The 25,088-nt window shown below is 49.1% G+C and carries 24 protein-coding genes and 3 pseudogenes; 21 read left to right on the forward strand and 6 right to left on the reverse strand.

Features of this window, described 5'->3' with window-relative positions; all coding sequences use genetic code 11:
* Nucleotides 1–15: 15 nt before the first annotated feature.
* The gene (locus tag HYD27_RS25030) at nt 16–1,131 is read left to right on the forward strand and encodes an XdhC family protein (RefSeq protein WP_219219730.1); all 1,116 of its coding nucleotides are present in this window, start codon (nt 16–18) and stop codon (nt 1,129–1,131) included.
* Nucleotides 1,121–1,741, forward strand: coding sequence for a nucleotidyltransferase family protein (locus HYD27_RS25035; protein WP_219219732.1), 621 nt, complete (start codon nt 1,121–1,123; stop codon nt 1,739–1,741). The genes HYD27_RS25030 and HYD27_RS25035 overlap by 11 nt, the downstream gene beginning before the upstream one ends.
* 198 nt (nt 1,742–1,939) lie before the next feature.
* Here HYD27_RS25035 and HYD27_RS33085 read toward each other — a convergent pair whose 3' ends face one another.
* Together HYD27_RS33085 and HYD27_RS25045 are read right to left on the reverse strand one after the other, a co-directional pair.
* The gene (locus HYD27_RS33085; protein WP_228745317.1) at nt 1,940–2,521 is read right to left on the reverse strand and encodes a hypothetical protein; all 582 of its coding nucleotides are present in this window, start codon (nt 2,519–2,521) and stop codon (nt 1,940–1,942) included.
* Nucleotides 2,522–2,754: 233 nt separating this feature from the next.
* Nucleotides 2,755–3,000, reverse strand: a complete 246-nt coding sequence (locus HYD27_RS25045) for a hypothetical protein (protein ID WP_219219734.1) — start codon at nt 2,998–3,000, stop codon at nt 2,755–2,757.
* Nucleotides 3,001–3,420: 420 nt separating this feature from the next.
* Between HYD27_RS25045 and sigK (HYD27_RS25050) the strand changes: the two genes are divergently transcribed.
* From sigK (HYD27_RS25050) to HYD27_RS25110, 13 genes and pseudogenes are all read left to right on the forward strand, one after another.
* The gene (gene sigK / locus HYD27_RS25050) at nt 3,421–4,122 is read left to right on the forward strand and encodes an RNA polymerase sporulation sigma factor SigK (protein ID WP_036691086.1); all 702 of its coding nucleotides are present in this window, start codon (nt 3,421–3,423) and stop codon (nt 4,120–4,122) included.
* 164 nt (nt 4,123–4,286) lie between these two features.
* Nucleotides 4,287–4,682 (forward strand): hypothetical protein, encoded by a 396-nt coding sequence (locus HYD27_RS25055; protein WP_219219737.1) that lies wholly within the window; start codon nt 4,287–4,289, stop codon nt 4,680–4,682.
* The gene (locus HYD27_RS25060) at nt 4,630–5,769 is read left to right on the forward strand and encodes a restriction endonuclease (RefSeq protein WP_219219739.1); all 1,140 of its coding nucleotides are present in this window, start codon (nt 4,630–4,632) and stop codon (nt 5,767–5,769) included. Before HYD27_RS25055 ends, HYD27_RS25060 begins: the two co-directional genes overlap by 53 nt.
* Before the next feature lie 270 nt (nt 5,770–6,039).
* On the forward strand, nt 6,040–6,540 hold the full coding sequence (locus tag HYD27_RS25065; protein ID WP_219219742.1) for a DUF4145 domain-containing protein: 501 nt from the start codon (nt 6,040–6,042) through the stop codon (nt 6,538–6,540).
* Between the two features lie 89 nt (nt 6,541–6,629).
* A complete protein-coding gene (locus HYD27_RS25070; protein ID WP_219219744.1) occupies nt 6,630–7,064 on the forward strand; it encodes a hypothetical protein in 435 nt (144 codons plus the stop codon).
* Nucleotides 6,995–7,444, forward strand: coding sequence for a hypothetical protein (locus HYD27_RS25075; RefSeq protein ID WP_219219746.1), 450 nt, complete (start codon nt 6,995–6,997; stop codon nt 7,442–7,444). The genes HYD27_RS25070 and HYD27_RS25075 overlap by 70 nt, the downstream gene beginning before the upstream one ends.
* A gap of 312 nt (nt 7,445–7,756) precedes the next feature.
* Complete coding sequence (locus HYD27_RS25080; protein ID WP_219219808.1) at nt 7,757–7,936, forward strand: hypothetical protein; 180 nt, start codon at nt 7,757–7,759, stop codon at nt 7,934–7,936.
* A pseudogene (locus HYD27_RS25085) lies at nt 7,929–8,527 on the forward strand (ATPase). The gene HYD27_RS25080 and the pseudogene HYD27_RS25085 overlap by 8 nt, the downstream one beginning before the upstream one ends.
* A gap of 68 nt (nt 8,528–8,595) precedes the next feature.
* A pseudogene (gene sigK / locus HYD27_RS25090) lies at nt 8,596–9,102 on the forward strand (RNA polymerase sporulation sigma factor SigK); the annotation flags it as partial.
* A 1,288-nt stretch (nt 9,103–10,390) separates the two neighbouring features.
* A complete protein-coding gene (locus HYD27_RS25095) occupies nt 10,391–10,945 on the forward strand; it encodes a PadR family transcriptional regulator (RefSeq protein WP_228745319.1) in 555 nt (184 codons plus the stop codon).
* Nucleotides 10,923–11,477 (forward strand): hypothetical protein, encoded by a 555-nt coding sequence (locus HYD27_RS25100; RefSeq protein WP_228745320.1) that lies wholly within the window; start codon nt 10,923–10,925, stop codon nt 11,475–11,477. The genes HYD27_RS25095 and HYD27_RS25100 overlap by 23 nt, the downstream gene beginning before the upstream one ends.
* 70 nt (nt 11,478–11,547) lie before the next feature.
* The gene (locus HYD27_RS32560; RefSeq protein WP_219219749.1) at nt 11,548–11,799 is read left to right on the forward strand and encodes an ATP-binding cassette domain-containing protein; all 252 of its coding nucleotides are present in this window, start codon (nt 11,548–11,550) and stop codon (nt 11,797–11,799) included.
* A gap of 108 nt (nt 11,800–11,907) precedes the next feature.
* Nucleotides 11,908–12,551 (forward strand): annotated as a pseudogene (locus HYD27_RS25110) (DNA alkylation repair protein).
* A 206-nt stretch (nt 12,552–12,757) separates the two neighbouring features.
* Here the strand turns inward: HYD27_RS25110 and HYD27_RS25115 are convergent.
* From HYD27_RS25115 to HYD27_RS25125, 3 genes are all read right to left on the reverse strand, one after another.
* Nucleotides 12,758–13,048, reverse strand: coding sequence for a hypothetical protein (locus tag HYD27_RS25115; RefSeq protein ID WP_219219751.1), 291 nt, complete (start codon nt 13,046–13,048; stop codon nt 12,758–12,760).
* Between the two features lie 13 nt (nt 13,049–13,061).
* Nucleotides 13,062–14,090 (reverse strand): HD-GYP domain-containing protein, encoded by a 1,029-nt coding sequence (locus tag HYD27_RS25120; protein WP_219219753.1) that lies wholly within the window; start codon nt 14,088–14,090, stop codon nt 13,062–13,064.
* 349 nt (nt 14,091–14,439) lie between these two features.
* Nucleotides 14,440–15,876 (reverse strand): DHA2 family efflux MFS transporter permease subunit, encoded by a 1,437-nt coding sequence (locus HYD27_RS25125; protein WP_375373942.1) that lies wholly within the window; start codon nt 15,874–15,876, stop codon nt 14,440–14,442.
* 294 nt (nt 15,877–16,170) lie between these two features.
* On the opposite strand from HYD27_RS25125, the gene HYD27_RS25130 reads away from it, so the two are divergent.
* Nucleotides 16,171–16,743 carry a TetR/AcrR family transcriptional regulator gene (locus HYD27_RS25130; RefSeq protein WP_219219757.1) on the forward strand — a complete coding sequence of 191 codons (573 nt, stop codon included), beginning with the start codon at nt 16,171–16,173 and terminating at the stop codon, nt 16,741–16,743.
* Nucleotides 16,744–16,842: 99 nt separating this feature from the next.
* Here HYD27_RS25130 and HYD27_RS25135 read toward each other — a convergent pair whose 3' ends face one another.
* Nucleotides 16,843–17,487 (reverse strand): hypothetical protein, encoded by a 645-nt coding sequence (locus tag HYD27_RS25135; RefSeq protein WP_219219759.1) that lies wholly within the window; start codon nt 17,485–17,487, stop codon nt 16,843–16,845.
* 587 nt (nt 17,488–18,074) lie between these two features.
* Between HYD27_RS25135 and HYD27_RS25140 the strand changes: the two genes are divergently transcribed.
* The 5 genes from HYD27_RS25140 (at nt 18,075) to HYD27_RS25160 (ending at nt 25,071) form a co-directional block, all read left to right on the forward strand.
* Complete coding sequence (locus tag HYD27_RS25140; protein WP_219219761.1) at nt 18,075–19,196, forward strand: glycoside hydrolase family 5 protein; 1,122 nt, start codon at nt 18,075–18,077, stop codon at nt 19,194–19,196.
* A 65-nt stretch (nt 19,197–19,261) separates the two neighbouring features.
* The gene (locus HYD27_RS25145) at nt 19,262–20,182 is read left to right on the forward strand and encodes an ABC transporter permease (protein ID WP_304623812.1); all 921 of its coding nucleotides are present in this window, start codon (nt 19,262–19,264) and stop codon (nt 20,180–20,182) included.
* A 27-nt stretch (nt 20,183–20,209) separates the two neighbouring features.
* Nucleotides 20,210–21,091, forward strand: a complete 882-nt coding sequence (locus HYD27_RS25150) for a carbohydrate ABC transporter permease (protein ID WP_219219766.1) — start codon at nt 20,210–20,212, stop codon at nt 21,089–21,091.
* A gap of 108 nt (nt 21,092–21,199) precedes the next feature.
* Nucleotides 21,200–22,720, forward strand: a complete 1,521-nt coding sequence (locus tag HYD27_RS25155; RefSeq protein ID WP_228745321.1) for an extracellular solute-binding protein — start codon at nt 21,200–21,202, stop codon at nt 22,718–22,720.
* A 65-nt stretch (nt 22,721–22,785) separates the two neighbouring features.
* Nucleotides 22,786–25,071, forward strand: a complete 2,286-nt coding sequence (locus tag HYD27_RS25160; RefSeq protein ID WP_219219767.1) for a helix-turn-helix domain-containing protein — start codon at nt 22,786–22,788, stop codon at nt 25,069–25,071.
* The last annotated feature ends 17 nt before the right edge of the window (nt 25,072–25,088 follow it).

Raw genomic sequence — 25,088 nt, forward strand, 5'->3', positions numbered from 1 at the left:
TGGAGGTGAGTGGATGTGGAAGAGCTGCTGCAGGTATTGCTGGACTGCCGGCTTCAGGGCAGGGAATGTGTAATGGCTGTCATTGTGAAGGTGGATGGCTCTGCCTACCGCCGGGAAGGGGCAAGGTGCCTGATCATGCCGGACGGGGAAGTTACGGGAATTCTCAGTGGAGGCTGCATTGAAGAGGATCTCCGCGGGCATGCGGCCGGGGTGCTGGAGTCGGGAGAGCCCTGCCGGGTATTCTATGATTTCCGGGCAGGGGAAGATGATGTCTGGGGAACCGGCATTGGCTGCAACGGAGCCATTACCGTCTGGCTGGAGCCTTATGCTCCCAGCCGTTTTCCCGGGCAGGCGGAGAGGATTCTGGAAGACCTGCGAAGCCGCCTGCTAACACGGAATGCCTATGAAACGGCTACGGTATTGTCCTCAACAGACAGCAGCGTCTACCCTCCCGGTACCCGCCTGACATTAAGCGGCGGCACTCTTTCCGAGAAGCCCGGTGAAGTCCGGAAAGCCGGAATGGCCGAAAGAAGGGTTAATGGCGTCCGGCTGGAGCTGCTGGTTGAACGCATTACCCCGCGTCCCGAGATGGTTATTATCGGAGCCGGTGAAGATGCCAGAGTGCTCTGCAGCATGGCTAAAATGCTGCAGTGGCGCGTGACCATCCTTTATCATTTAACAGATAAAGTCAGCAGGGAGCGCTTCACGGATGCCGATGAAATCCGGATTATTCCCCGGCTGGCTTTTGAGCAGGCTGATGCAGCAGGCAAATATGTGGTGATTCTGACCCATAATCTGGAGCTGGACCGCGAGGCAGTACGGAGACTGCTGCCTGAGGATGCGGCTTATATTGGATTGGTGGGTTCCCGCTACAGGCTGGAGCGTATTCTTGAAGGTATTGAAGCGGAGCATCACAGCTTTGACCGTACCTTGCTGGGCAAGCTGTATTCCCCGGCCGGACTGGATATCGGTGCCGAAACTCCGCAGGAAATCGCCATGAGCATTATTGCTGAGGCCACCGCATTGCGCAACGGCAAATCCGGCGGACCGCTGCGAGATCGGAAGGGGCTTCCACTTCCAATCTCCGCCCGGGACAAGCTGGTTGCCCATGGAGGCCAACATGGCAAATGAGATCTGGGCGCTTGTCCTTGCTGCCGGTGCTTCACGGAGGATGGGGCAGCCGAAGCAACTGCTGCCGGCGGCGGAAGGAAGCCTGCTGCAGCAGGTGGTGAGGCGGAGCCTTGCCGCCGATTCTTGCCGCGTAGCGGTGGTCGCGGCGCAGAACGGTCCGGTTCAGCGTGCCCATCTGGAGGAGCTGCCCGTCCATTTCATTACAACCGGCCGTTCGGAGTCGGGCCTGGGCGCTTCGCTTGCGGCCGGTCTGCAGGAATTAATGTCCCTGTATTCTCCGCAGGCGCTGATGGTTCTCCTGGGAGATCAGCCTGAAGTGCAGAGCGAAGCCATCAGGGGCGTTGCCGGACGGTTCAGGCAGACCGGCGCGCTGATTGTCCAAGCCCGCTATGATGACCGGCCGGCGCATCCGGTATTATTCCATGCCGGGCTGTTCCCGGAGCTGCTGGAGCTGTCCGGAGACAATGGGGCCAAGGGGCTGCTGCGCAAATATGCGGAGCAGATCCATTACTTTCCGGTGGCTGGTCCTGGCCCGAAGGATATTGACACTCCGGAGGAATACCGGAATTATCTCCTGAATGCAGGACTTGGAAACAAGGGGAACTGCTAAAGGCATATCCCGCAGCGCATCACGGCTGTACCCCCGAAATGGGCGGTGCAGCCGTTTTTTTAAGATGTATGTTTTTGGGTCCTCGCAAAGTACCTGAGTAATCATTGAAGCCAAGGCCCCACTTTGTGGGGTTATTTTGACGGGCTTGTATAGAAGAGAGCGGCAGCGCCGGGAATGGAGCAGCCCCTTCGCCCGGGACTAAGGCAGCGGGCTTTTGTGCTGAATAAGAATAGATAGAGCAGCAAGGATGACTTCTCTGCCCGCAGATAATGGCTGGGAGTCATCTTTGTTTGCACAGGTCGGATTTATAACAGGAAGCGAATCGTTAAAAGAGCTGTTAAGGGAGTTTTGCAGGAGCTGCCGGTTGAGTATATTGGCTGCGGTAATCGGTCGGAGAGATTCCTTCCAGCTTTCTGAACGCCCGGATAAAGGAATTCCGGTTATTGAACCCGACCGAAGCCCAGATGTCCTGAATCGGCATGCCCGACCGGGCCAGCAGTTCTTTCGCCTTTCCAATCCGCAGTTCTTGTAAATACTGGTGAAACGGACGCCCCAGCTCTTTTTGAGCAACCGGGACATGTAATTGGAGGTCGTATGGAACTTGTCGGCCAGCGGCTCGAGATGAATGTCCTCATGATAATGCGTATCGATAAATTCTTTATAGATGAGATACTCCTGCCGGTTGGCCTCCGGATTCACGGCATCCATAATTGCAGTAAAGAAACGGGTGATGAACTCCGTTGCCCCATCCATTGACAAAGCCGCATCCGACAGGATCACCCGGATATAATCCCGGTATACGGCTTCGGACAAGGTGGCGTCTTTATGCTTCAGAACTTGAGACCCGATTACAAATAGCTGTAAAAAAAGCTCCTTCAGCTCAATATCACTTATTCCTCCGGGCACGTTATCATTAAGGACCGTTCCCAGCAGCGTTGCCGCCGTTTCCGATTCCTCGCTCCCTGAATAATGGATTCGTTCCTTCTGGAACGGAGAGGTGCGTCACATGGCCTTCATCGCATCGCATCCATATAGGACTGCTGCAAGCCCTCAAATCCTTTATGAATATGCCCGACTCCGACGGATAAGCTCAGGACTTCTTCATTGCTGCAGACACCGGTTTCCAGGACAGCAAAATACGGCTCCAGCTCCTTCTGACGGTCGGCAAGCTGCGGAGCATTGGCCAACAGGCCAAATACATTGGTTTCTATTTCTACAATAATCCATTGCCTTACTGCCGGTATATTGGTTTTCATCATCTGCAAAATACGGCTGCGCCACTGCTCCAGGGCGAATCCCTCGTTGGCTCAAGCACCGGCCGGGTAGACGCCCTGTTGGCATTTCTCGATCATCACTGACAAATGAACGTATAGGCCGTCCCCGGTCCGCGAATTGAGCGGACCGGGGACGGCCTTCTGCAGGCTGAATGATGTATTCATGGCCGGGTACCCGTTTGGGATTACACCCGGGTCCAGCCTCCGTCCACATACGGCGTCTGGCCTGTCATGCAGCCGGAAGCGCCTGAGGCCCGCTTTAAGGAATGAGCGTTCCTCAGCCCGTACCTATTTCCCGAGTACATGCACTTCTGGGCACTTACCCACATACAATAAAATGACCATGAACCCGCAGTTCTCACTACTGACCGGTTTCATTGTACATGTGCGGGAGGTGTCGCCAAGTTGCCGGGAATAATAAGTACAATCGCGCTGCTGATCAAAGAACTGACACTGCTGGTATCCTACGTAAGGAACAACGCTTTTCCCCAACCGCTCTCGGAGCAGGATGAAAGCAAATACTTAGGGATGATGGCCGAGGGAGATGCCAAAGCACGGAACTTGCTGATTGAGCATAACCTGCGGCTCGTTGCCCATATCGTCAAAAAATTCGACAACACCGGCGAAGACATGGAGGACCTGATCTCCATCGGCACCATCGGCCTGATCAAGGCGATTGAGAGCTACCGCCCGAACAAAGGCACCAAACTGGCGACTTTCGCGGCTCGTTGTATAGAAAATGAAATTTTGATGCATCTCCGTTCTCTGAAGAAGACCCGCAAGGATGTGTCCCTCCACGATCCGATAGGTACGGATAAAGAGGGCAACGAAATAACACTGATTGATATTCTCGGCTCCGAGGCCGACGATGTGATCAAGGAAGTCGATCTGAAAATCGAGAAGAGCAAAATCTACCGCAACCTCGACATCCTGGATGACCGGGAGAAGGAAGTAGTAGTCGGGCGCTTCGGCTTAGATACAGGCGGGGAAGAGCGGACGCAGCGGGAGATTGCCAAGGAGCTGGGCATCAGCCGGAGCTATGTGTCGCGTATAGAGAAAAGAGCGCTCATGAAGCTGTATCATGAGTTTTATAAGGTGAAGCGGTGAGCGTATCGGGTCTGTCTTTTGACAGACTCTTTTTGTTGTCGAAATTTAGACGTATAGTTCAAAAGAATTATGTAAAAAGTAGGGTTTCCATGTAGAACATTTGAAATCTGGTGTTATAATTTGGATAAACAAATCCTGTTATTACGTAATTTGGAGGGGTAAAGGTGGCTCGGAGTTTTGGAAGTACAGTTAATAAAATGATTAAAGAAACTGCGAAAGTGCAACGTGCAGCTGAAAGATCAAGAAATGCCGCTATTCGTGAGCAGGAAAGGCATCTAAGGCTACAGCGGCAATATGAACGTGAGAATGAGCGTGCGATTAAACAATCCATCCGTGAGCAAAATGCATATGTAAAAGAACAAAAGGTGCTATACATAGAAGGACGTAAAGAAGAAACGAATGATTATAATGAAGAAATTCTTTACCGGCTGAATGAATTTAAGACAATTATAAGTGAAACGATCGGTGTGGATGACATGATTTCATTCGAATCACTTTATAAGAAGGATGAATATCCTGAGTTCGTTGTCCCCTACGTTAAGCCACTTCCGGCTGATTAAGGAAAATGAAATATACCTCAGCACTGCAAGAGCAGAATATGACGAGGCAAAGCGTTTATACCTAGAGGAAATAGCATCTCATAATAGCTCCATTGATGATTTTAAAACTAGCTATTTCAATAAAGACAAAGAGGCCATTGAATCTTATAGCACTTTGGTTCTGGAACGATCCAATTACAGTGACATTTTCCCGCAAACCTTTGATTTATTCTATTTGGAAGAGAGCAAAGAATTATTAGTAGAGTATGAATTACCGGATGTGACGGCTGTACCAAAGAATAAGGAATATAAGTATACACAGAGCCGGGATGAGATTAAAGGCATTCCTTTTAAACCCAAGGAATTGAATGAGATGTACTCTATACTTGTAGCTTCAATAGCACTCCGTACACTCCATGAGCTTTTTGAAGCTGACCAAGGGAACCATTTGGATTCTGTCGTGTTTAATGGAGTAGTATCCACAGTGGACTTAAGTACAGGGCTTGACATCCGGCCGTGCATATTGACCATTCAGACCCGGAAAGACGAATTCATGAAGTTCGATCTCGCCAGAGTGGAGATTCTTGCATGTGTAAAAGGTCTTAAAGCCCAGTTCTCCCCTTCAGTAACTGAGCTTACCCCAGTCAAACCAATTGTCGATCTTGTCATGTACGATAAACGATTTGTAAATGAAAGAGATATGATAGCTACTCTTGATACACGAACCAACCTTTTGGAGATGGACCCTTTTGATTTTGAACATTTGGTATGTAACTTGTTTTCGAAAATGGGTCTTGAGTCTAAACTGACACGCTCTAGCCGAGATGGTGGAGTAGATGTCATTGCTTTTGACCCGCGCCCTGTATTTGGTGGGAAATATGTTATTCAGGCAAAAAGATATAAAAATACCGTAGAGGTTGCTGCAGTCCGAGACTTATACGGTACCATGATGAACGAGAATGCATCGAAGGGTATTTTGGTTACCACATCATCGTATGGGCCTGATGCCAGAAGTTTTGCCAAAGACAAGCCCATTGAATTAATCGATGGCCGGGTACTTTTGCATATGTTAGAGGAGCAGGGGATTCATGCGAAGATTCAGTTGTGAAATGGTCTGTGGCTGAGACAAGAAGTTTTGCCAACTGGGTAGCTGGCAATTGAAGCGACACAAATAATCGAAAAACTCATTCAAATGGCCAAGGATGTAAATCAGGCCGTTCAACGTGGGGAGAGCATGGGTATGATTGCTGGGACATTGAGGCAGAATGTATGCGCTCAGATGAAAGTTACAATTAAACGATTACTAAAAAATACGGTTATCCGCCCGATCTCGAACAGCTTGCTATTGATATGGTGCTGAAACAGGCTGAAGCTATAAGTGCGACATCTGCGGGAAATTTCCGCTATTAAGGAGAACGGCTATGGAACGATCAAATTTCGAGTTTCTAAAGAGCTTCATCCGGAGCTGATGTCCGTGGCGGAGCAGTTGGAGAACAGCATATGGGAAAATTCGAGAAGCGCACTTATTCAAGGCAGACTGTTTGGCGAGTTATTGGCAACAACAATATCCATACAAGAAAAATTAGAACCAGTGTTTTCCACTAAACAGGTTGACCGTCTGCATAAGCTTGTCCGCGAAGGCCTGTTATCTGAGGAAATACGTGAGAAATTTGAATGGCTGCGCTGGAATGGTAACACGGATGCTCATGATAGCAGACAGATACATGCTGACATAGCATTGACTGCGCATAGGCATGTTTTTGAGCTGGCGTGTTGGTACGTTGAGCTATACGGCTCATTGGCTACTGAATTGCCAAAATATCAAATACCCCTGAAATCGTTTAATCCGCAACTCTGCCAGTGTTCAATGCTGAAATAGTCGAGAAGGCGATTTCTGATCAGTTGGAATCGCGGCTTCTTCCTTCATTGGATGAGAAATTCCGCTTACTTGAGGAGACGCTTCTGAGAATGGCTGATGCTCGTACTACTACAGCCCCAGTGAGAAGTATTGAAGCAGAAGGCCCTATACAGCAAACAGTCTCAAATGAACAAGCTACTGAAGTTGTTGAAATTGCCAAACTGTTGAAGCAGCTGGACTATGATCTGGTAGATAAACGGCCATTTGGTGGAACATTATGGGTTATTGGCGGTTGGGAATTAAAGGAGGCACTAGGTGCATGGGGCGGGCAAGGAGTACGTTTCCGGTTTGCCCGAAATGGCAGGAACTCAACCAAACGGAAACCCGCATGGGTTATATATGGGCAGAATCCCTCAGCACAGCGCTGGATACCTGTAGCAGCAGTAAATGATCCCCTGGAAGAAATGGCGTCTTCTTGGAGTTGCTGGACTGGGTGGAATATAATCTGCAAACTGCACATCAGAGTGGGCAGCACTATATTTTAAGTAAACAATTGCTGGATTCAGCTCATCTACCTGCTCTGGAAAACAATCTGGAATGGACGGAAGATCTGATTATTGATGTGTTAAAGAAAAGTAAAAAAGTACGACTGATTGGTTCTTATGATTCTATCGTGGTATCTTTAACGAACACAGTAATTAAAAATGAAAATGACTTTGTTGCATACATTTTGGAGCGCTACTTTAAAGGACAAGCGAGAGACAAAGATCTGTACCGGTTATTGGCTGAGTTCAAATATTCACAAGACGGTCAATTGCTCTATGATACCTCAAATGCAATAGAAAATAATACTGGGCGGATACAAGTGGATGGAAATATGTATTCGTTAAAGACAAATGAAGAGGATTTTCACCTAAATATGTAACTTAAGGAAAGTACTATTCATACTGGATCAATATAAAGTAGATAGGGGAACAATTTGTGTATCCCATAAAGCAATAAAGCTCGATTCAAGCATTGTTCTCTCAATTTGAGATGACGCAATGCTTGTTTTTTTGAAGTGTCGTGTATTGTAAGAAGAAAGATGTAAGAAATTATTTTTAAGATTATCTTAGAACTTTTAAGTTTTTTTTAAAACTCATTGATCGCTGAATTATGCGTATAGCTTTAGGCAGATATAAAAAGTACTGTACTGTGGTATACTCGAACTATAAGTGGAAAATGAGGTGTTCCTGTAATGATGAATCTTACGAAGGACCTTGCTAAATTGATCCGGTTAACGGGTGACCGGGCGAAGTTGGATGCTAAAGCAAATGGAACATATATTGTATATAAGACAAATGAGGGGCAAATTGTTAGAGAATACAGTACGGGTAAGATCGAAAAAATGAATGAACAGGATTTCATCCATGAATGAGACAAAGGCAACGATGTTTGTGTTTGCCGGTAATAATGGAAGTGGTAAGAGCCAATCCGCAACCTGATCGTTGACAGGCTTGGAGTAAGTGTAAATATTGATCCGGATGCACTAGCCCGCAAAATCAATAATGGACATCCTGAAAAGAGTAAAGTATCCGCTGGGAAAGAAGCCATAAGAATAGCCAGGGAATGCATCCGAAATAAATGGGGCTTCACCGTGGAAACTACTTTAGCCGGTGGTAACGTTATAAGGCAGATGAAAGATGCAAAGGAACAGGGCTTTGAAATCATTATGTTTTATGTGGGTCTAGGGGATGTTCGGCTAAACATTGAACGTGTTGCTTTGCGAGTGAAGAATGGTGGTCATCATATTGAGACTGAGGATATCATTAGACGAAATGTAACGAGTTTGGATAATCTGGTATCTCACTTAGACCTGATTGATCAATTAATTGTTGTTGATAATAGTAAAGCTGATGGGGAGTTTATTTTTGAAGCAGATAAAAGCGGGATAAAATATTATTTAAATGAATTACCTGAATGGGTCAAAATAATCGATAAACAATTACAGATTAAATACAAAACGTAAAAATAACCAATTCAAATCGGAAACGATTGTAATTGGTTTATTTTTTTGACATCGCATCGTGTCCACACCTCAAAAAATTCGACAACACCGGCGAAGACATGGAGGACCTGATCTCCATCGGCACCATCGGCCTGATCAAGGCGATTGAGAGCTACCGCCCGAACAAAGGCACCAAACTGGCGACTTTCGCGGCTCGTTATATAGAAAATGAAATTTTGATGCATCTCCGTTCTCTGAAGAAGACCCGCAAGGATGTGTCCCTCCACGATCCGATAGGTACGGATAAAGAGGGCAACGAAATAACACTGATTGATATTCTCGGCTCCGAGGCCGATGATGTGATTAAAGAAGTTGACCTTAAAATCGAGAAAAGCAAGATTTATCGTAATCTTGATATATTGGATGACCGGGAGAAGGAAGTAGTAGTCGGGCGTTTCAGCTTAGATACAGGCGGGGAAGAGCGGACGCAGCGGGAGATTGCCAAGGAGCTGGGCATCAGCCGGAGCTATGTATCGCGGATAGAGAAAAGAGCACTCATGAAGCTGTATCATGAGTTTTTTAAGGTGAAGCGGTAGAAATATTTAAAATTGCAGCTTACTTTAAGAAATCTAAAGGGATAATATCCTTTTGGATTTTTTTTATCGTTCAGGAAATTATGCTTCTCAATAATTGTGGATAAGGCAGGTATGAAGTTAGGGCAAAATTATAATGCGTCCTAATTGTGCTGAATGGTGCAGAATCTGAGGGTTCTATGCTTTGCAGGAGGAAGCGGGGATATAGCGGGTCCAACCGGGGCCGCTACTGGGCAGGGACGTGAAGTGGAATGGAGTGAATGAAGTGAATGAAGTGGAATTCGTAAGAATTAGTACAATTACACGGACGGAAAACTCTTAAAGGAATCGTGAAAAAAAGTCGGCTCCATCTAAAAATTAGGGGCCGGCACTAAGTGCGGACATAGCGGAGGGCCAGAGGAATTCCGGAGAAACGATAGTGTCCGCCTTTAAAGACCGGTTTCAACCAGTAGTCTTATTCTATTCAGGAAACCGGGCTTTAGCAGCGGCCGGAAGAACCCTCTGAACCCGCAGCGGACTTCATTCACATCGTCAACCGCTGATTTTGGTGTTGAGCCAAAAAGGTAATTTAGTAAAAAGGTAATTGAATGTATATGAATTGAACTGGCGTACCTGAAAATGCTGATGGAACGCAAGGAGGTTCATAGGGAACTAAAGCGAAGTGTAAAAAGTAACACTAATAGGCTGGAATTCGGGCTTTAACGGGCTTTAGTGGGATTTTGTACACTTAATAGTAGCCCGCTCCCTCCAAATGGCTGATTTCAGCCGGATTAGTTGTACTTTTTCCCACTAGGGATGATTCAGGAGCCGAATGCGCTGCTTTAGTTGTACTTTTTACCACTAAAATGGCTGCCCTTTTTATGAATGTGTTTCAAGTTCATCTTAAATTAGGCGTATCCCCTTAAGGGGGCGAAACGGATCGGTAGGGATCCTTTTTCCCGCTAACGCAAGCAAAAAAGGGAATGTGGGAATAAGTTTACCTTTTCCACTTGGGCTTAGCCGCCGGATCTCAGCAGGAAGGTCTGAGGGATCGGGGAGGAAGAGCTTCAGCCGGCCAGGGAAACCGGAGAGCCCGGGTACCGCAGCCGGCCTTACATCTGAAATGCAAACAGCTGCGCTGCCCGGTCAAGGACGGCATAGCCGTTTTGTTCTTGACAAATCCTTTGTCAACCTATACATTATATATATCGAAACGATATATATCGATTGGACATATGACTTGGCTACATTGTAATATATCCTTTGATTTCAGAAGGAGCATTCACTGTGCCGGGAAAGACAGGAAGAAGGGATGGATTTTATGCTGATTTATGTAATACTGGGTTTTCTCAGTGAAAAGGATATGACAGGATATGAAATCAAGCAGAAGATGATGTTAAGTACTTCCAACTTTATTGATGCCAGCTTCGGAAGCATATATCCTATGCTGAAAAAAATGGAGAAGGGGGAGCTTATCAGGTATGAAGAAGTGGTAGAGGAAGGCAGATTCAAAAAATCTTACGGCATCACAGAAAAAGGGAAGAGTGATTTTATTGAATGGTTAAAAACACCATGTACCTTTTCCCCTTTTAATTATGAGTATTTGAATAAGCTGTTCTTCTATAAATATCTTGATGATCTTGAGGCTGTCCGATTGATTGCCAGCTTTCAAGCCACTGTCGCCAGTGAATATAACAAGCTTGCCTTGATAGAAGAGAAGCACGTTCACGAGATGGGTGCATATGAGCATGCGACGTTGATGTTCGGCAAAGAATATTATCAGATGATTATGAATTGGCACGATGGACTCATAAGAAAAATTACAGGAAAGAAGGATAATGAACATGAGAATGACAAAGAAATTTAAATTGCAGCTTGCAGTTAAAGATGTGGATTTGTACAAATGGGTAACTGAGATGACTCCAGCTGAATATGAATCCTTTTCAAAAGCTCACAAGGCAATGGGCAGTTATTTTGAAGACGGTGAATTCTATATGGTTAATGTGGAAAATATGGGGAATGAGATGATTGTTCAGCACTATCAATTAAAGGAGCACACAGAGGAACATTTGCGTTTCTATTCTGACAGGACAGAAGCATATATATGGCGATGGATACCAGCCATTGTTGGAGTGCCATGGGAAATGAAGGTCACGCCTATTGATAACAGCTCTTGCGAATTCAGTTGTACGATTGGAGCGGATTTTCCATCCCGGCTGTTGGCTTTTGCAGCATGGATAAATGGGTTTGGCGGATTTTTTATGAGAAAGCATTTAGCTGACGAGGGCTGGAAATTTGCTAGGGATATAGAGAAGAAATTTAATAACGGCAGGAAGCCAAATTCAAGGGAAGGCGCTGCTGAAACCGTTGCTCGTCAAGTTTGGCTAACTGAAAAATGACATCGCGCTGTGTCCATTACCTCAAAAAGTTCGAGTACTTCAGAAATTCAAGGATCTCTTCATTACCCGGATGAATATGTACTTCATAGGCGGATTATTTATTCTGCACGGGGAGATGACGATCGGAAGCCTGCTGGTATTTATGAAATATTATGAAATGATGTTCACTCAGTTGGGGGCAATTAATGAGCTTGACATCTCTTTTGAAATTCAGGCAGAAGCAAGAGTAGCGGTTGTAGGCAGAAGCGGTTCCGGCAAAAGCACGCTGGTGAAGCTGCTGTTAGGGGTCTATTCGCTGCATACCGGAATTGATGGGATTTAGAGAGAGGCATTCTGGGGGGCTTTATTTTGCGCTTAAGGCAAATAAACAATATAAGAAAAGGAAAGATAACTTTGAGGAGAATACTTCAGACAAAGGAAGTGTTAAATAATGAATGCAGAGATGGTCATGCAGGAGCTTGAAGCGCTCGGCAAGGAACGAACCAGGAAAATGTACAGCGCGAATGGCGCGCATGAACCGCTTTTTTGGCGTGGCGACAGGGGCAATGAAGCCGATCTTCAAGAAAACCAAAATCAATCAGCCCCTGGCGGAACAGCTGTATGCCACCGGGAATTACGACGCCATGTATTTTGCCGGCATCATTGCCGGGTCCCAATGCCATGACGGAAGCCGGTTATGACCGGTGGATGGATGCGGAGGTGGCCGATAAATGGATCGCGAGCGGGGAAGAGCAGAGAATGCCGGCAGGCTGGAGCTGCTACTGCTGGCTGCTCGGCAGCCGGCCGGACGATGAATTTGCCGAAAGCAAAATTGCCGGGATGCTTGAGAATGTGGAGCATACGATTCATGCTTCTCCGGAACGCACCCAATATGCGATGAACAACTTTTTATACACCGTGGCGGTATCCTATTTGCCTCTTCATGATCAGGCGTGTGAGACCGCACGGAATGTAGGCCCGGTAGAGGTCAATAAGGACAAGGCAAAGAGCAAATTTCTGAACGCCAGCGAAAATATTCAAAAGGCAGCCGGCAAAGGGCAGGTTGGCTTCAAACGCAGGCATGTAAGATGTTGAGCTGGCGGCGGAAGCTTAGACCCCCGCTGGAAACGACCGCCCGGATATGAAGACCCGGCAGCCTCGTGGCTGCCGGGTTATTAGGGAGCTGGCGCGGGGAACAGCTGAAGTATTCTTCAGTTTACAGATAGACGCAGCTAAACGTTGAGAACTCACTGCCGCAAACCAGCCGCCTTTCCCGAAAAGAAACCGGTGTCAGGGATACTTCACGGCTCAAGCGGCTTTTTTTTGGAAATGGCCTTCAGCAGCTCCAGCAGCAGTAAAAAGGATTTTTCTCCGATGCCTTTCATGAGCTGAATGTGTCTCGCTTCTGAATTCAATACATCCCCGATTGTGCGCAAGCCGTTGCGGCGTAAGATATTAATGAGTTTTACGGTTGAATATTGGTTGTTTCCTGAAGTATCAATCTCCATTAAGAACCAAACATCTTGTATCAGGTATTCTTCTTTAATGGGCAGAATTGCTTTTAACGGTTGATTAAGTGCAAGCTCAAGCATCGGGACATCCTCCTCATCCAATGACTTTCTTAATGATAACAGCCCCCGCCGTTCTGAGATCCAGAAATTCGCGATTATCCAAGACAATCAGCGGCTTGGTGGGATGGTTGACGTTGGTCAGGAGAATCTTCCCTTTACGGTCATCCGATAAAATGACATCACAGCCGACTTGTCTGGACAGCATCATATCCAGAAAGGTCAGACCGATAACAGGGTCGAACCGGTGAAGAATTATTTGTCTGTGAATTTCTTCAACCGTCTCAAAGAAGGTAAACGCCGGCCTGTGGGGGCGATCCGAAATCAAGGCCATATACACGTCGGCAAGAGCCACAATTTTGCTTAACCGGTCAAGCTGGCCCCCCTTAAGGCCCCTTGGATAGCCGCTGCCGTCCTCCCGCTCGTGATGCTGCAGAGCTACGAGGGCAACCCGGTGATCAATGTCGGAATTTTTAAGGAGCTCGTAGCCATAAACCGTGTGCTTCTTCAGCAGCTTGAATTCTTGGGTGTCTAATTTTCCGGGCTTTTGGATTAGGGAGGATGGAAGCTTAACTGTGCCGATATCATACAGCGTCGCCGCAGTTGTGAGCAAAGCCAATTCTTCCTGCTCCAATTGCAAACGCTCTCCAAGAGATGTGGCAATGACCGCTGCACCGAGGCTCTGCTCGTACCGGAAGTCCCCCTGGTGCTGCAATTCGGAAAATACCTGGAACAAATTATACCGCTGTGCGGTTTTCCTGATGAAGGGGAGGACCTTATCTTCTATGTCGGCAATCGGGACAACACCGCTGGTCTGAATGTATGTATTAATTTCGGATAGAGACTTCTCAGTCTGAATTGCGTTGTCGTTGGAATACAGTGGGGACTCTGATGGTTCTGCTTCCACAGCTTGAATGGCGCCGGTCTTAATTTGGAAATTGGCGAGCTTCTCAATATGGCTTTCGAGGAGAACGGTTCCTTGCGATATCAATAAAGTTCCATTCGCCTGATAAATGTTAGCTAACAAACGCTTCCCTATAAATTCTTCATATTCTTTAACCGCCATCTCTTATTTATTACCTCCCAAACATTAATTACTTCAGTCGCAGTGAAAATGGACATGGGAAATATTACGGTTCAATTAACCAAATATATTAGATGAAATCTAAAGAATGAATCATAAGTATCAATTAAGATGGCGCCAACCCAGTCAAGCTTATGAAAATAGAACCGCAAGGCCGGGCAGGATAGGTATTTTGGTGTATCCGCTCTCTCGGCAAACGGGATGGACCCGCTGGCGCGGCATTCCTATTTACACCGCAGAGAAAAAGCCGGGCTGGGCAAGGAATTGCTGTGGGCACAGCAAAAAGAGACCAACGGCAGCTATCGTTGATCTCTTTGCATAATGATACCTCTCAGACTTCTTTGGCCACTGCCTTTTTCAGCTGCACTTCGGGCTCCTGCCCGGAGGACTGCCCCACACGCTTGATAAAGAAGGCGAGGAGCAAGCCGATGACGCCGATGCCTACGATCACGAGATAGGCATCATTGATGCCCTGGATGGAAGCTGCTGTAATCAGCTGCTCCTGTGTCGAGTTCTGGGCGGCCCCTCCTGCCGTCATATCCATCAGATGGGTTGTGGTACGGCTGGTCATTACGGTGACGAGCAGGGAGGTACCCACTGCACCGGCTACTTGTCTAATGGTATTGGAGATTGCCGTGCCATGTGCATTAAGCTTGGAAGGCAATTGATTGAGGCCCAGGGTCTGGATAGGCATGAGGAGCAGCGCCATCCCGATCCGCCGGCCGGTTGACATGAACACCAGATACATGTAACTGGTCGAATCCGTCAGGTTCACAAAGCTTAGGGTCGTGGCAATTGTAATCAGCAGACCGATAACAGCCAGCCATTTCGCCCCGAACCGGTCGAAGAGCTTGCCGGTAACCGGCATGAGCAGTCCCATGATAAGCGCGCCGGGAAGCAGCAGCAAGCCGGACTCCATGGCAGTATAGCCGCGGGCATTCTGCAGATACAGAGGCAGCAGCATCATATCTGCATACATGATGATGGTAACCGCGATACTGATAATGGTTGTTAAGGAGAACATATTGTATTTGAAGACCCGCAGATCAAGCAGCGGGGTTGCGGCAGCCAGCTGCTTCCAAGTGAACAGGCCCAGGGAAACGACACCGGCAGCCAGCGATGCAATGACCTCTGCGCCGGACCAGCCTGCGCTTGCCGCCCGGCTGAAGCCATACAGCAAGGTGCCGAAGCCGACAGTGGACAAGGTGACACTGATGAGATCGATTTTGGGGAACGAGCGTTCCGAAACATTTCTCAAATAAACAAATCCGCAGATAATCACAATGGCAGTGAGCGGGATCATGCCGTAAAACATAGCTTCCCATGTGTAATGCTCCAAAATATATCCGGCCAGAGTCGGTCCAATCGCAGGTGCGAAAATAATGGCCAACCCGACCATACCCATGGCTGCTCCCCGCTTCTCGCGGGGAAAAAGGGTTAAAATGACATTGGTGAGCAGCGGCATAATAATCCCGCCGCCGGCGGCCTGAATCATGCGCCCGGTCAGCAGCACCGGGAAGTTCGTCGCCACGGCGGATACAATCGTTCCGGCCATAAATATGAACATGGAAGCCTGGAAAAGCTCACGCGTCGTAAACCGCTGCATCAAATATGCCGTAATCGGAATCAGCACGCCGTTAACAAGCATATAGCCTGTGGTCAGCCACTGGGCCGTTGCAGCCGAGATATTAAAATCATGCATTAATTCCGGCACAGCCACACTCATTACCGTCTGATTCAGTGTCGCAAGAAAGGCGCCCAAAATCATAATGAATAAGATGGGCCCCTTTTTCACGGAACTGCTTGCTGCTTCTGTCTCTTTACTCACTTCACTCCATCCTTTCAAATCGCCGATCATGGACTAAATTTACAGTGTGTTGTATAGTTTACAATGTATAAAGTTGATTATAGATGAAAATTTCATGCAATCAAGCAACGATTTCTGAAAAAGTGTATATTAGTTTACGGATTTCAGCTAAATGTAGCTTTACTATTTAAAAAACTACAAATATTTAAAAATTGTAGTTTACTTGGCAAAAGCAAAAAAATGGAGGAGAGCGGGATGGATAATCCAACGAATCGGACAGATCCGCGGGTGCTGCGCACACGCCAATTGCTTCGGAATGCCGTTATTGAGCTGCTTGAGGAAATGGATATCGAGAAAATTTCGGTCAACCGCATCGCAGAGCGGGCGAAGATCAATCGCGTCACCTTTTATCTGCATTACCGGGATATCCCGGATATGCTCGATAAAATGGCGGATGAAATGGTCGAGGACATTCAACAGGTGCTGAACAACTATTCGGGGCTGGAGGACCAAGAAGAATGGCCGCTGCTGGAGAACCTTCTCAAGCATATCGGGGAAAATTCGAGGTTTTACAAGGTTATTCTCACAACACGGCAAATTACAGTTTTTTCGGATCGTTTGTTCAAGCTGCTATCGGAAATCATTGTGGGCAGGCTGGAGAAAAAGCAGAGCATCCCCGGCATCCCGGCAGCAAATATCCAAAGAGAAATTGCCATCTGGTATGGATCAGCGGCCTTGATTGGCACAATCGTGGCTTGGCTGCGCAAGGACATGCCCTATACGCCGTCTTTTCTTGCCAGGCAAATCACTGCGCTCCGCTCTCAGTAAGAAATTGAAAGCGTAAGCACCGGGCAGCTTGTCTACGGACAGGCTGTTTTTTGAATGAGAATTTATAGGTTTTGGGGGAAGCGAAGCTTATCCGTTATTTCACGGCTGCGGTGTAAATGAACGAATGGATCGGGACTTCGGCCAAGCAAACTGCGCGATTGCGTTGGCTGCAGCGGGGAGGACGGTGGAATCAAAGGCAGAAGTACCTTTGAATTCGCCCGAAGCCGGCTGGACGGTGGAATCAGAGGCAGAAGTACCTTTGATTCTCCTAGAAGCCGGCAGGACGGTGGAATCAAAGGCAGAAGTGCCTTTGAATTCGCCCGAAGCCGGCTGGACGGTGAAATCAGAGGCATAAGTACCTTTGATTTCGTCCAAAGCCGGCAGGAAGGTGAAATCAGAGGCAGAAGTGCCTTTGAATTCGCCCGAAGCCGGCTGGACGGTGAAATCAGAGGCATAAGTACCTTGGATTTCGTCCAAAGGCGGCTGGCTGGTGGAATCAAAGGCAGAAGTACCTTTGATTTCGTCCAAAGGCGGCTGGCTGGTGGAATCAAAGGCATAAGTACCTTTGATTTCGTCCAAAGCCGGCAGGACGGTGGAATCAGAGGCAGAAGTGCCTTTGATTTCGCCCGAAGCCGGCTGGCTGGTGGAATCAAAGGCAGAAGTACCCTTGATTTCGCCTGAAGCCGGCTGGACGGTGAAATCAGCGCGAAATGATTCTTCTCCTCCCCACTGAAATGGCAGCATTCTTAATATAGGACGCCGGTAGGCGTCTTTTTTGAAAGATAAGAATTTATCCTGAATTTCGAAAGTGAAATGAACAAATCCAGATCGGACAAGGGATAAACCTCCTTTTTCCTTCACCCATTGGGTGCAAGCTGTTTTTAGCAAGAAATCCCTTCGTGTAGAGCTTTTTAGATGATTTGTGGATACTTACTTTCGAAATTCAGGATTATATGTTTTTGGGGTCCCCGCAAAGTACCTGAGTTATCATCGAAGCCAAGGCCCCACTTTGTGGGGTTATTGTGTGTGCACCAAAGTGCTTCCGTCCCGGATTCATTGCAGTCCCGGCAGAATGCGATATCCGCTAATGACAACCGGAGGGTCTGGAATGAATAACAACGGCTCAGAAATCCCGTCGCAGCAAGGGTTGAAGGATGGTACTAAGATGACTATAGACGGCAATTGAAAAGGTAATCTATATTGGTGGCAGAGCAAGCAGCTGCTGCCCGCAAACAATGTACAGAGGAAAAGCGTCTCTGTGCGGATAAAAAATGAATACGCTTTCCAATTTGAATAATGAGATTGAATCACATCCCTAGGAGGCTGCCTTTATGATATCGGTTGTAAAATCCAGGTCTGTATCCGTATGGTTTGTCTGTACAATTCTATTGGTTTCTCTGGTCATGGGGGGAGGAAATGTCAAGGCGGAGGATGCGGCAGAAACCGCTGTCAGCCCTCCGGCGACGGCTAAGGAGATAGTCAGTCTCATGGGAAGAGGGACCAATCTGGGCAATACGTTTGAAGGGAATTGGAACAGCCAGAGTTACGAAGATGTGAAGGCGGCCATGGACGCTTTTATCGCGGCGGGCTACACCAACATCCGGATGCCGGTCAACTGGGGCGGACGGGGCAGCAAATATCCTTCAACGGCGGATGAGCTTGGACATTTCTCCGCCACCGCTCCGAATGTGGCAACGGTGAAGCGGCTGGTGGATTATGTGCTGAAGGATGTGAACCCCCAGCGGAAAAGCGAAGGCAAGCCGCAAATCATCCTGATCATCAACACGCATCATGAAGAATGGGCCATGGAATCGGTGCTGGGCGAGCCTGCATTCGAAGCCAATATGCAGAGACTGGAAACGATCTGGACGGGAATTGCCGATCTGTTCAAGGATGAGCCTGAAACGCTGCTGTTCGAGTTATTCAATGAGCCGCATCTGAGCCTGAATACCGGCGCTCTGGCCAAAGCCAGTGTCATCGAATTGAATAAGCGTGCATATGCGGCCATCCGCAGCTTCACCGCAGACGGCAAGCAGCCGCATGCCTACCGGAACCTGATCTTTGGCGGGTACAACTATAACAGCGGCTGGGGGTTGTATGATACTTACCGCAATCCGCAGGACCTGCCGGGGCAGGGGGCGGACCGCTATGTGATAGGCACTTATCATTCGTATTTTCAGAATTTGGAGGATCATCTGAAGCGTGTGGACGATGTGAAGCGGGAGTTTGCAGATGTGCATGATATTCCGGTATATCTGGGCGAGTTCGGATATGAACACCGGGGAGTCATCACCGACACGCTTCTGGATTCATACCGGCAGATTGCAAACAAAGCCATCGCCGGACAGTTTGCTTTTTCCGTATGGGATGACAATGGCTGGTATCAAATCTATAACCGCTCTACCGGGCAATTCAATGCGCTTAAGGATCAGGTGCTGAATCTGGGCAACTGACCCTTGGGTTACGCTGGAAATGGGGAAGGAACATGGGAAATCCATTAGCGGCTTCGAAGCCGTCAATGACAAATGTGTACCGCAGGCAGAAGCTGAAGCGTCTGGTCCGCAACCGCTGGCTGTATATCATGCTGCTGCCCGGACTGCTGTATTTTATCATTTTCAAATATGTCCCTATGTATGGGGTACTGCTGGCTTTTAAAAACTATCAGCCCTTTCTGGGCTTCGTGGACAGCGAATGGGTGGGGATGAAGCATTTTGACCGTTTTTTCGGCGATCCGCTGTTCTGGCGGCTGCTGAAGAATACGTTCGTGCTGGCCGCTTACAATATTTTATTCTTTTTTCCGCTGCCGATTATTCTGGCACTGCTGCTTAATGAACTGAGGTCGCAGACGTACAAGAAGTGGATTCAGACTATGGTTTATATCCCTCATTTCATGTCGTGGGTCGTTATCGTTTCGATTGCCTATCTGTTCTTCACTACCGAGGGCGGTCTGATTAACGAAGCGATTGCGTCCATGGGGGGCGAGAAAATCCAGTTCCTGCTCAGTCCCGGCTGGTTCCGGACGTTCATTACGGGGGAAGTGATGTGGAAGGAAACAGGATGGGGAACTATTATCTTCCTGGCCGCGCTTGCCGGAGTGGACACACAGCAGTATGAGGCTGCCAGAATCGACGGGGCTGGACGCATGCGCCAGTTATGGCATATCACGCTGCCGGCCATCCGGTCCACCATCGTTATTCTGCTTATCCTGCGGCTGGGAAATTTCCTGGATACAGGATTTGAACAAATCTGGCTGATGCTGAATCCGCTCAACCGCGAAGTAGGCGAAGTCTTCGACACCTATGTGTATGCCACCGGGATCTCCCAGGGGGAGTACAGCTACAGTACCGCCGTCGGATTGTTCAAGTCCGTTGTGGGGCTGGTTCTGGTCTTCGGCTCCAACTTCCTGGCCAAGCGATTCGGTGAGGAAGGAATTCTCTAAGGAAAAACAGCGAAAGGAGGTAGAATTGTGGTAAAAGAAACATCGTGGGGCAGCCGCCTGTTTGATGCGTTTAATGTGATTCTGCTGGCGGTGATCGCTCTCATCACCATTATCCCGTTCATTTATATCGTTGCAGGTTCATTTGCCACCCAACGGGAGCTGCTTGAAAAAGGGTTTATTCTCTTCCCGACAGAATTTTCAATGGAAGCGTACAACTACATCTTTTCGACCAGCACACTGCTGCGAAGCTTGGGAGTCACCGTCTTCATCACCGTGGTGGGCACCCTGATCAATATTACGCTTACTTGCCTGATGGCCTATCCGTTATCCCGCAAAGATATGGATTTCCGCTCTCCGATACAGCTTATGGTAATCTTCACCATGCTGTTCAGCGGGGGGATGATCCCGACGTTCCTGGTCGTCAAGGAACTGGGGATGCTGGATACGTACTGGTCGCTGCTGCTTCCCGGCGCCATCAGCGCTTTTAATCTGATTATCATCCGCAGCTTCTTTCAGCAGCTTCCGCCGGATCTGGAGGAATCGGCCAAAATTGACGGGGCCAGCGATCCCGGCATTCTGGTGAGGATTGTCATTCCCTTATCCCTGCCGGCCCTGGCCACGTTCTCTCTGTTCTACGCCGTAGGCCACTGGAATACTTACTTCAGCTCCATACTCTACATTAATGATTCTACAATGTGGCCGATTCAGGTGCTGCTGAGACAGATTGTTATGCTGTCCCAAGGTGCCAGCCTCGGGGATACCTCTTCTCTTGAGGGGAACTTCGTGCCTCCCGACCAGGCCGTGAAAATGGCCGTGATCGTGATCTCCACGATTCCGATTCTTATAGTGTATCCGTTCCTGCAGAAGCATTTTGCCAAAGGCGTGCTGCTGGGTTCGGTCAAGGGCTGACCAATCCTTTTATTACTACTTCCCCGGAGTCGCGCCCAGCCCTTGCAAGAAAATCTGAGTTTGACTTATCCACGCCTCACCCAACTGACGATAAAGGAATGATCTATAATGATGAACATAAATAAAGGGGCAAAACGCTGGAAACGGCTGGCACTGACGACTTTTTCTGCGGCGCTGGTGCTGGGGGCTTTGTCCGGATGCGGCGGCAATAAAGACGAAAACGCACAAGGGGCGGACGGAACGGCTCCATCTGCCGCCCGGTATAAGATGTCCCTCATGCTGACCAGCTACAATCCGGAGCCGATGGACCCGAATGGGGAGATCTATAAACAGCTCCAGGAACGGACCAACACCGATCTCAAAATAACATGGGTGCCGTCCACGACCTACTCCGATAAATTAAGCGCCACCGTGGCATCGGGAGAACTGCCCAGCGCCGTGCTTGTGCTGGATCAGAAGCTCCCCTACATTGTGAATTCGGCGCGTTCCGGGATGTTTTGGGAGCTGGGTCCATACTTGAAGGACTACCCGAATTTGAGCCGGATGAGCGAGGTGGCCCTGAATGCCATCTCCATTGACGGGAAGGTGTACGGGATCTACCGCGCACGGGATCTGGCCAGAGACGGCCTGATGCTGCGCAAGGACTGGCTGGACAATCTGGGGCTTCAGGAGCCGGGGACCGTAGATGAGTTCTATCAGGTGCTGAAGGCGTTCGTGCAGAATGATCCGGACCAGAACGGCAAAGCCGATACCATCGGCCTGGCGGAGCAGCAGGTAGCTGCGGGCTGGAGAGCCATGCTGACCTGGATGGGCGGCCCGGCGGACTGGGAGATCAAGGACGGAAAAGCAAGTCCGGCCCATCTGTCGCCGGCTTTTATGGAAACCATGAACTTCTACAAGAAGCTGTATGATGAGAAGCTCATCAACCTGGATTTCGCCGTAGTCAAAGACGGCAAGCAAATGATCAATGCGGGCAAGGCGGGAGCGTGGATTGCCAATCTGAACGATGCCAACGGCATTGAGGAGAGCGTTATGAAGGTCACACCTGCCGGCAAAATCACCATGGTCAATGCGCTGGAAGGGCCGGAGGGACTCCGCAGTCCCGGCGGGTCGGGTTCATACGGCATGTTCATGATTCCCAAGACTTCCGTGAAAACGGAGGAGGATCTCAAGGCTGTGCTGAACTTTTTTGATAAAGTGTCCGATGAGGATATGCAGAACATGCTGGTCAATGGTCTGGAAGGACGGCAGTTCACGCTGGAGAACGGAAATTATGTCAAAACAACGGATTCCAAGCTGCTGGCCGAATACGGCATGGGCGATTCCTCGCAGCTGGCGGTGTTAAGAGATAAAGTGGTGACTTACGGCAATCCGCTTGTCCATCTGCGTGACGAGATGTGGCAGAAGAACGAGGAAATTGCCGTGGTGAATCCGGTGCAGCCCTTCATCTCCGACACTTACAGTGAACGGGGCTCGGAGCTCAATAAAATTATTGACGACGCCCGGGTCCGGTATATCATGGGGGATATCGATGAGGCCGGGTGGAATCAGGCAGTGGCCAAATGGGAGCAGGATGGCGGCAACAAGGTGATTGAAGAGTACACCGAGGCCTACAATAATGCGCAATAAGCGTGAATGAAAATCCCCATATGCTAAAATAAAAGGCAACCAAACGATTGCGGGGGTAGTGAGTCATGCGGATATCGAACTATTTGCTGAAATTAATTCTTCTTACTTTAATGATCGGCGCTTTTCCGGTGCTGATCTTAGGGTGGTATTCCTATCACTACTCCTCCCAATCGGTGCTGCAGCAGATCGAGGAACGCAATTCCCAGGTGCTCCGGCAAAGCCAGCTCCGGGTAGAACAGACGCTCAAAATGATCGATTTCTCCACGACGCAGCTGCTGGGGCTGCCCACGGTCACCCGGGCAATCCCCATAAAGCTCGGCATAGCGGATATGGAAATGATCCATGAGCTGTATAAAAATCTCGCGTCGATCCAGACATTCGAGCTGGGGATCAAGGATGTGTATTTGTTCAGTCTGGAGCAGAACTGGCTGATCAGCAATTCCGGTATGGATGCCTACGGCCAGCCGGGCCTGAAGGAGAAGCTGCGTCCCTTCTCCGCAATGGCGAACGGGTCCATGTGGATCAGCGGCAATTCGGCCAGCATTCAAGGCGCGGAGGGCATGGTCGAACTGGACCATGCCGTCATTAACATTAAGAAATGGCCGATCAATTCCAGCAGGCCCCGGGGCATGATCGCGGTGGTGCTGTCCTCCCAGCAGCTGATTGATCTGATTGACAGCGACCCGGGCATGGGCAGCGTGTTCATTCTGGACGGGGACGGCCGGGTAATTACCCATTCCGACCCTTCGCTGCTGGGTATGGATTTGGCGGGAGAACCTTATATTGAATCCATTAGAGGCCGGACGGATGCCGCCGGTGTATTCAATGGCATGGACGGGGAGCGCAAGGCTTCTGTTTCATTCCGCAAATCGGCTTACAACGGCTGGACTTATGTGTCGGTTGTGCCAACGCAGGCGGTTACCCGCCAGGCCACAGCCATCGGCAGGACGTCCATTCTGATCAGCCTGGGTGTACTTGCGGCCACGGTGCTCACGGCGCTGATCGGCTCGCGCCGGATGTACAGTCCCATACGGCATATTTACCGTTCCTTGTTGTCCGATAAGGAGCCGCGGCCCAAAAAAGATGAGTTCATTGCCATCTCCGACCGGATTCAGGGCATTCTCTCCGATCAGACCAAGCTGAAGTTTGAGCTTGCGGGACAGCAGCAGCAGCTTGCGGAGTTTCTGCTGCGCAAAATGATGCTGGGCGAAGCGAGGTCCCAGGGTATCCAGGAGCGCCTGGTGGATTATGGGTACGGCTATACGCGCCAGTGGACGGCAATGCGGGTGCTGCTCGTGCAGATTGACCGTCTCGACAGCAGCCGTTTTACGGAGAAGGACCGGGATCTGCTGCTGTTTGCCATCAGCAATATCGCGCTGGAGGTGGTCCCGGAAGCGGACCGGCTCCCGCCGATTGTCATCCGGGAGTCCGTAGTGATTCTAAGCGGCACGAAGACACAGTCGGAGAAGGCCTTCAAGGAATCCGTGTATGCCAGGGCGGCCGAGGTACAGACCTCCGTGAAGCGCTATCTCCAGCTTGAGACCAGCATCGGCATCAGCCGTTCCTGCACAGCCTGGCCCGAGGTGGGAAGGGGCTATGAAGAAGGCGAGAATGCGCTGAAGTACAGGGCCCGCCTGGGGGAAGAGGTCATTCTGTTTATCGAGGATGTCCAGCCGCTTAACCGCAAGGAAATCGTGTATCCCAAAAAGCTCGAAGATGAATTATCCGAAGCCATCAAATCACACGACAGGGAGCGGTCGCAAGCAGCGTTGTCCCAGGTAATGAATGCGCTCTCCAGTGAGGAATATGATCATCAGGAATACCAGATGTCGCTGGTCCGGCTGCTGATGGATCTCATCCGGCTCCTGCAGGACGCAGGCATCTCCCATCATCTGCTTAAGGCGGGCGAGGATTCCTTGTTCGAGGAGCTGCTTGGGATGCACAGCCCCAGAGATATTGAAGCCTGGTTCCGCAGTGTCATTGTCTATCCTGCGATCCAGCTTCTGGAGGAACGGCAGGAAACACAATTCACCAGTATTTCGGAGGAGGTTAAGCAGCTGATCGCAGAAGCGTTCGATACGGATCTTACGCTGGAGAAATGCTCGGCCAGGCTGAACTATCATCCGCAATATATCAGCCGTGTGTTCCGTCAGGAGACGGGGATCAGCTTCACCGACTACCTGGCGCAATACCGGCTGGGTGTAGCCAAAAAGTGGCTTAAAGACACCGACCTGACGATCACCGAGATCGCCATGAAATTAAAATACAACAATCCGGCGAACTTCATCCGGTATTTCCGCAAGATGGAAGGGATTACTCCGGGTCAATACCGGACTAATCTGGTGGAATAGAACAAGGGCTGCAGGAG

Source organism: Paenibacillus sp. S150 (assembly GCF_019352175.1).
Classification (GTDB): Bacteria; Bacillota; Bacilli; order Paenibacillales; family Paenibacillaceae; genus Paenibacillus_AQ.

What these genes read in the sequence shown, in the direction of transcription:
- HYD27_RS25035 (WP_219219732.1), top strand. Translation starts at nt 1,121, where the DNA reads ATGGCAAATGAGATCTGGGCGCTTGTCCTTGCTGCCGGTGCTTCACGG.
- HYD27_RS25045 (WP_219219734.1), bottom strand. Translation starts at nt 3,000, where the DNA reads ATGATGAAAACCAATATACCGGCAGTAAGGCAATGGATTATTGTAGAA.
- HYD27_RS25060 (WP_219219739.1), top strand. Translation starts at nt 4,630, where the DNA reads ATGAATATCCTGAGTTCGTTGTCCCCTACGTTAAGCCACTTCCGGCTG.
- HYD27_RS25070 (WP_219219744.1), top strand. Translation starts at nt 6,630, where the DNA reads ATGGCTGATGCTCGTACTACTACAGCCCCAGTGAGAAGTATTGAAGCA.
- HYD27_RS25080 (WP_219219808.1), top strand. Translation starts at nt 7,757, where the DNA reads ATGATGAATCTTACGAAGGACCTTGCTAAATTGATCCGGTTAACGGGT.
- HYD27_RS25095 (WP_228745319.1), top strand. Translation starts at nt 10,391, where the DNA reads ATGGATTTTATGCTGATTTATGTAATACTGGGTTTTCTCAGTGAAAAG.
- HYD27_RS25100 (WP_228745320.1), top strand. Translation starts at nt 10,923, where the DNA reads ATGAGAATGACAAAGAAATTTAAATTGCAGCTTGCAGTTAAAGATGTG.
- HYD27_RS32560 (WP_219219749.1), top strand. Translation starts at nt 11,548, where the DNA reads ATGAATATGTACTTCATAGGCGGATTATTTATTCTGCACGGGGAGATG.
- HYD27_RS25115 (WP_219219751.1), bottom strand. Translation starts at nt 13,048, where the DNA reads ATGCTTGAGCTTGCACTTAATCAACCGTTAAAAGCAATTCTGCCCATT.
- HYD27_RS25120 (WP_219219753.1), bottom strand. Translation starts at nt 14,090, where the DNA reads ATGGCGGTTAAAGAATATGAAGAATTTATAGGGAAGCGTTTGTTAGCT.
- HYD27_RS25125 (WP_375373942.1), bottom strand. Translation starts at nt 15,876, where the DNA reads ATGATTTTGGGCGCCTTTCTTGCGACACTGAATCAGACGGTAATGAGT.
- HYD27_RS25130 (WP_219219757.1), top strand. Translation starts at nt 16,171, where the DNA reads ATGGATAATCCAACGAATCGGACAGATCCGCGGGTGCTGCGCACACGC.
- HYD27_RS25135 (WP_219219759.1), bottom strand. Translation starts at nt 17,487, where the DNA reads ATGCTGCCATTTCAGTGGGGAGGAGAAGAATCATTTCGCGCTGATTTC.
- HYD27_RS25140 (WP_219219761.1), top strand. Translation starts at nt 18,075, where the DNA reads ATGATATCGGTTGTAAAATCCAGGTCTGTATCCGTATGGTTTGTCTGT.
- HYD27_RS25145 (WP_304623812.1), top strand. Translation starts at nt 19,262, where the DNA reads ATGACAAATGTGTACCGCAGGCAGAAGCTGAAGCGTCTGGTCCGCAAC.
- HYD27_RS25155 (WP_228745321.1), top strand. Translation starts at nt 21,200, where the DNA reads ATGATGAACATAAATAAAGGGGCAAAACGCTGGAAACGGCTGGCACTG.
- HYD27_RS25160 (WP_219219767.1), top strand. Translation starts at nt 22,786, where the DNA reads ATGCGGATATCGAACTATTTGCTGAAATTAATTCTTCTTACTTTAATG.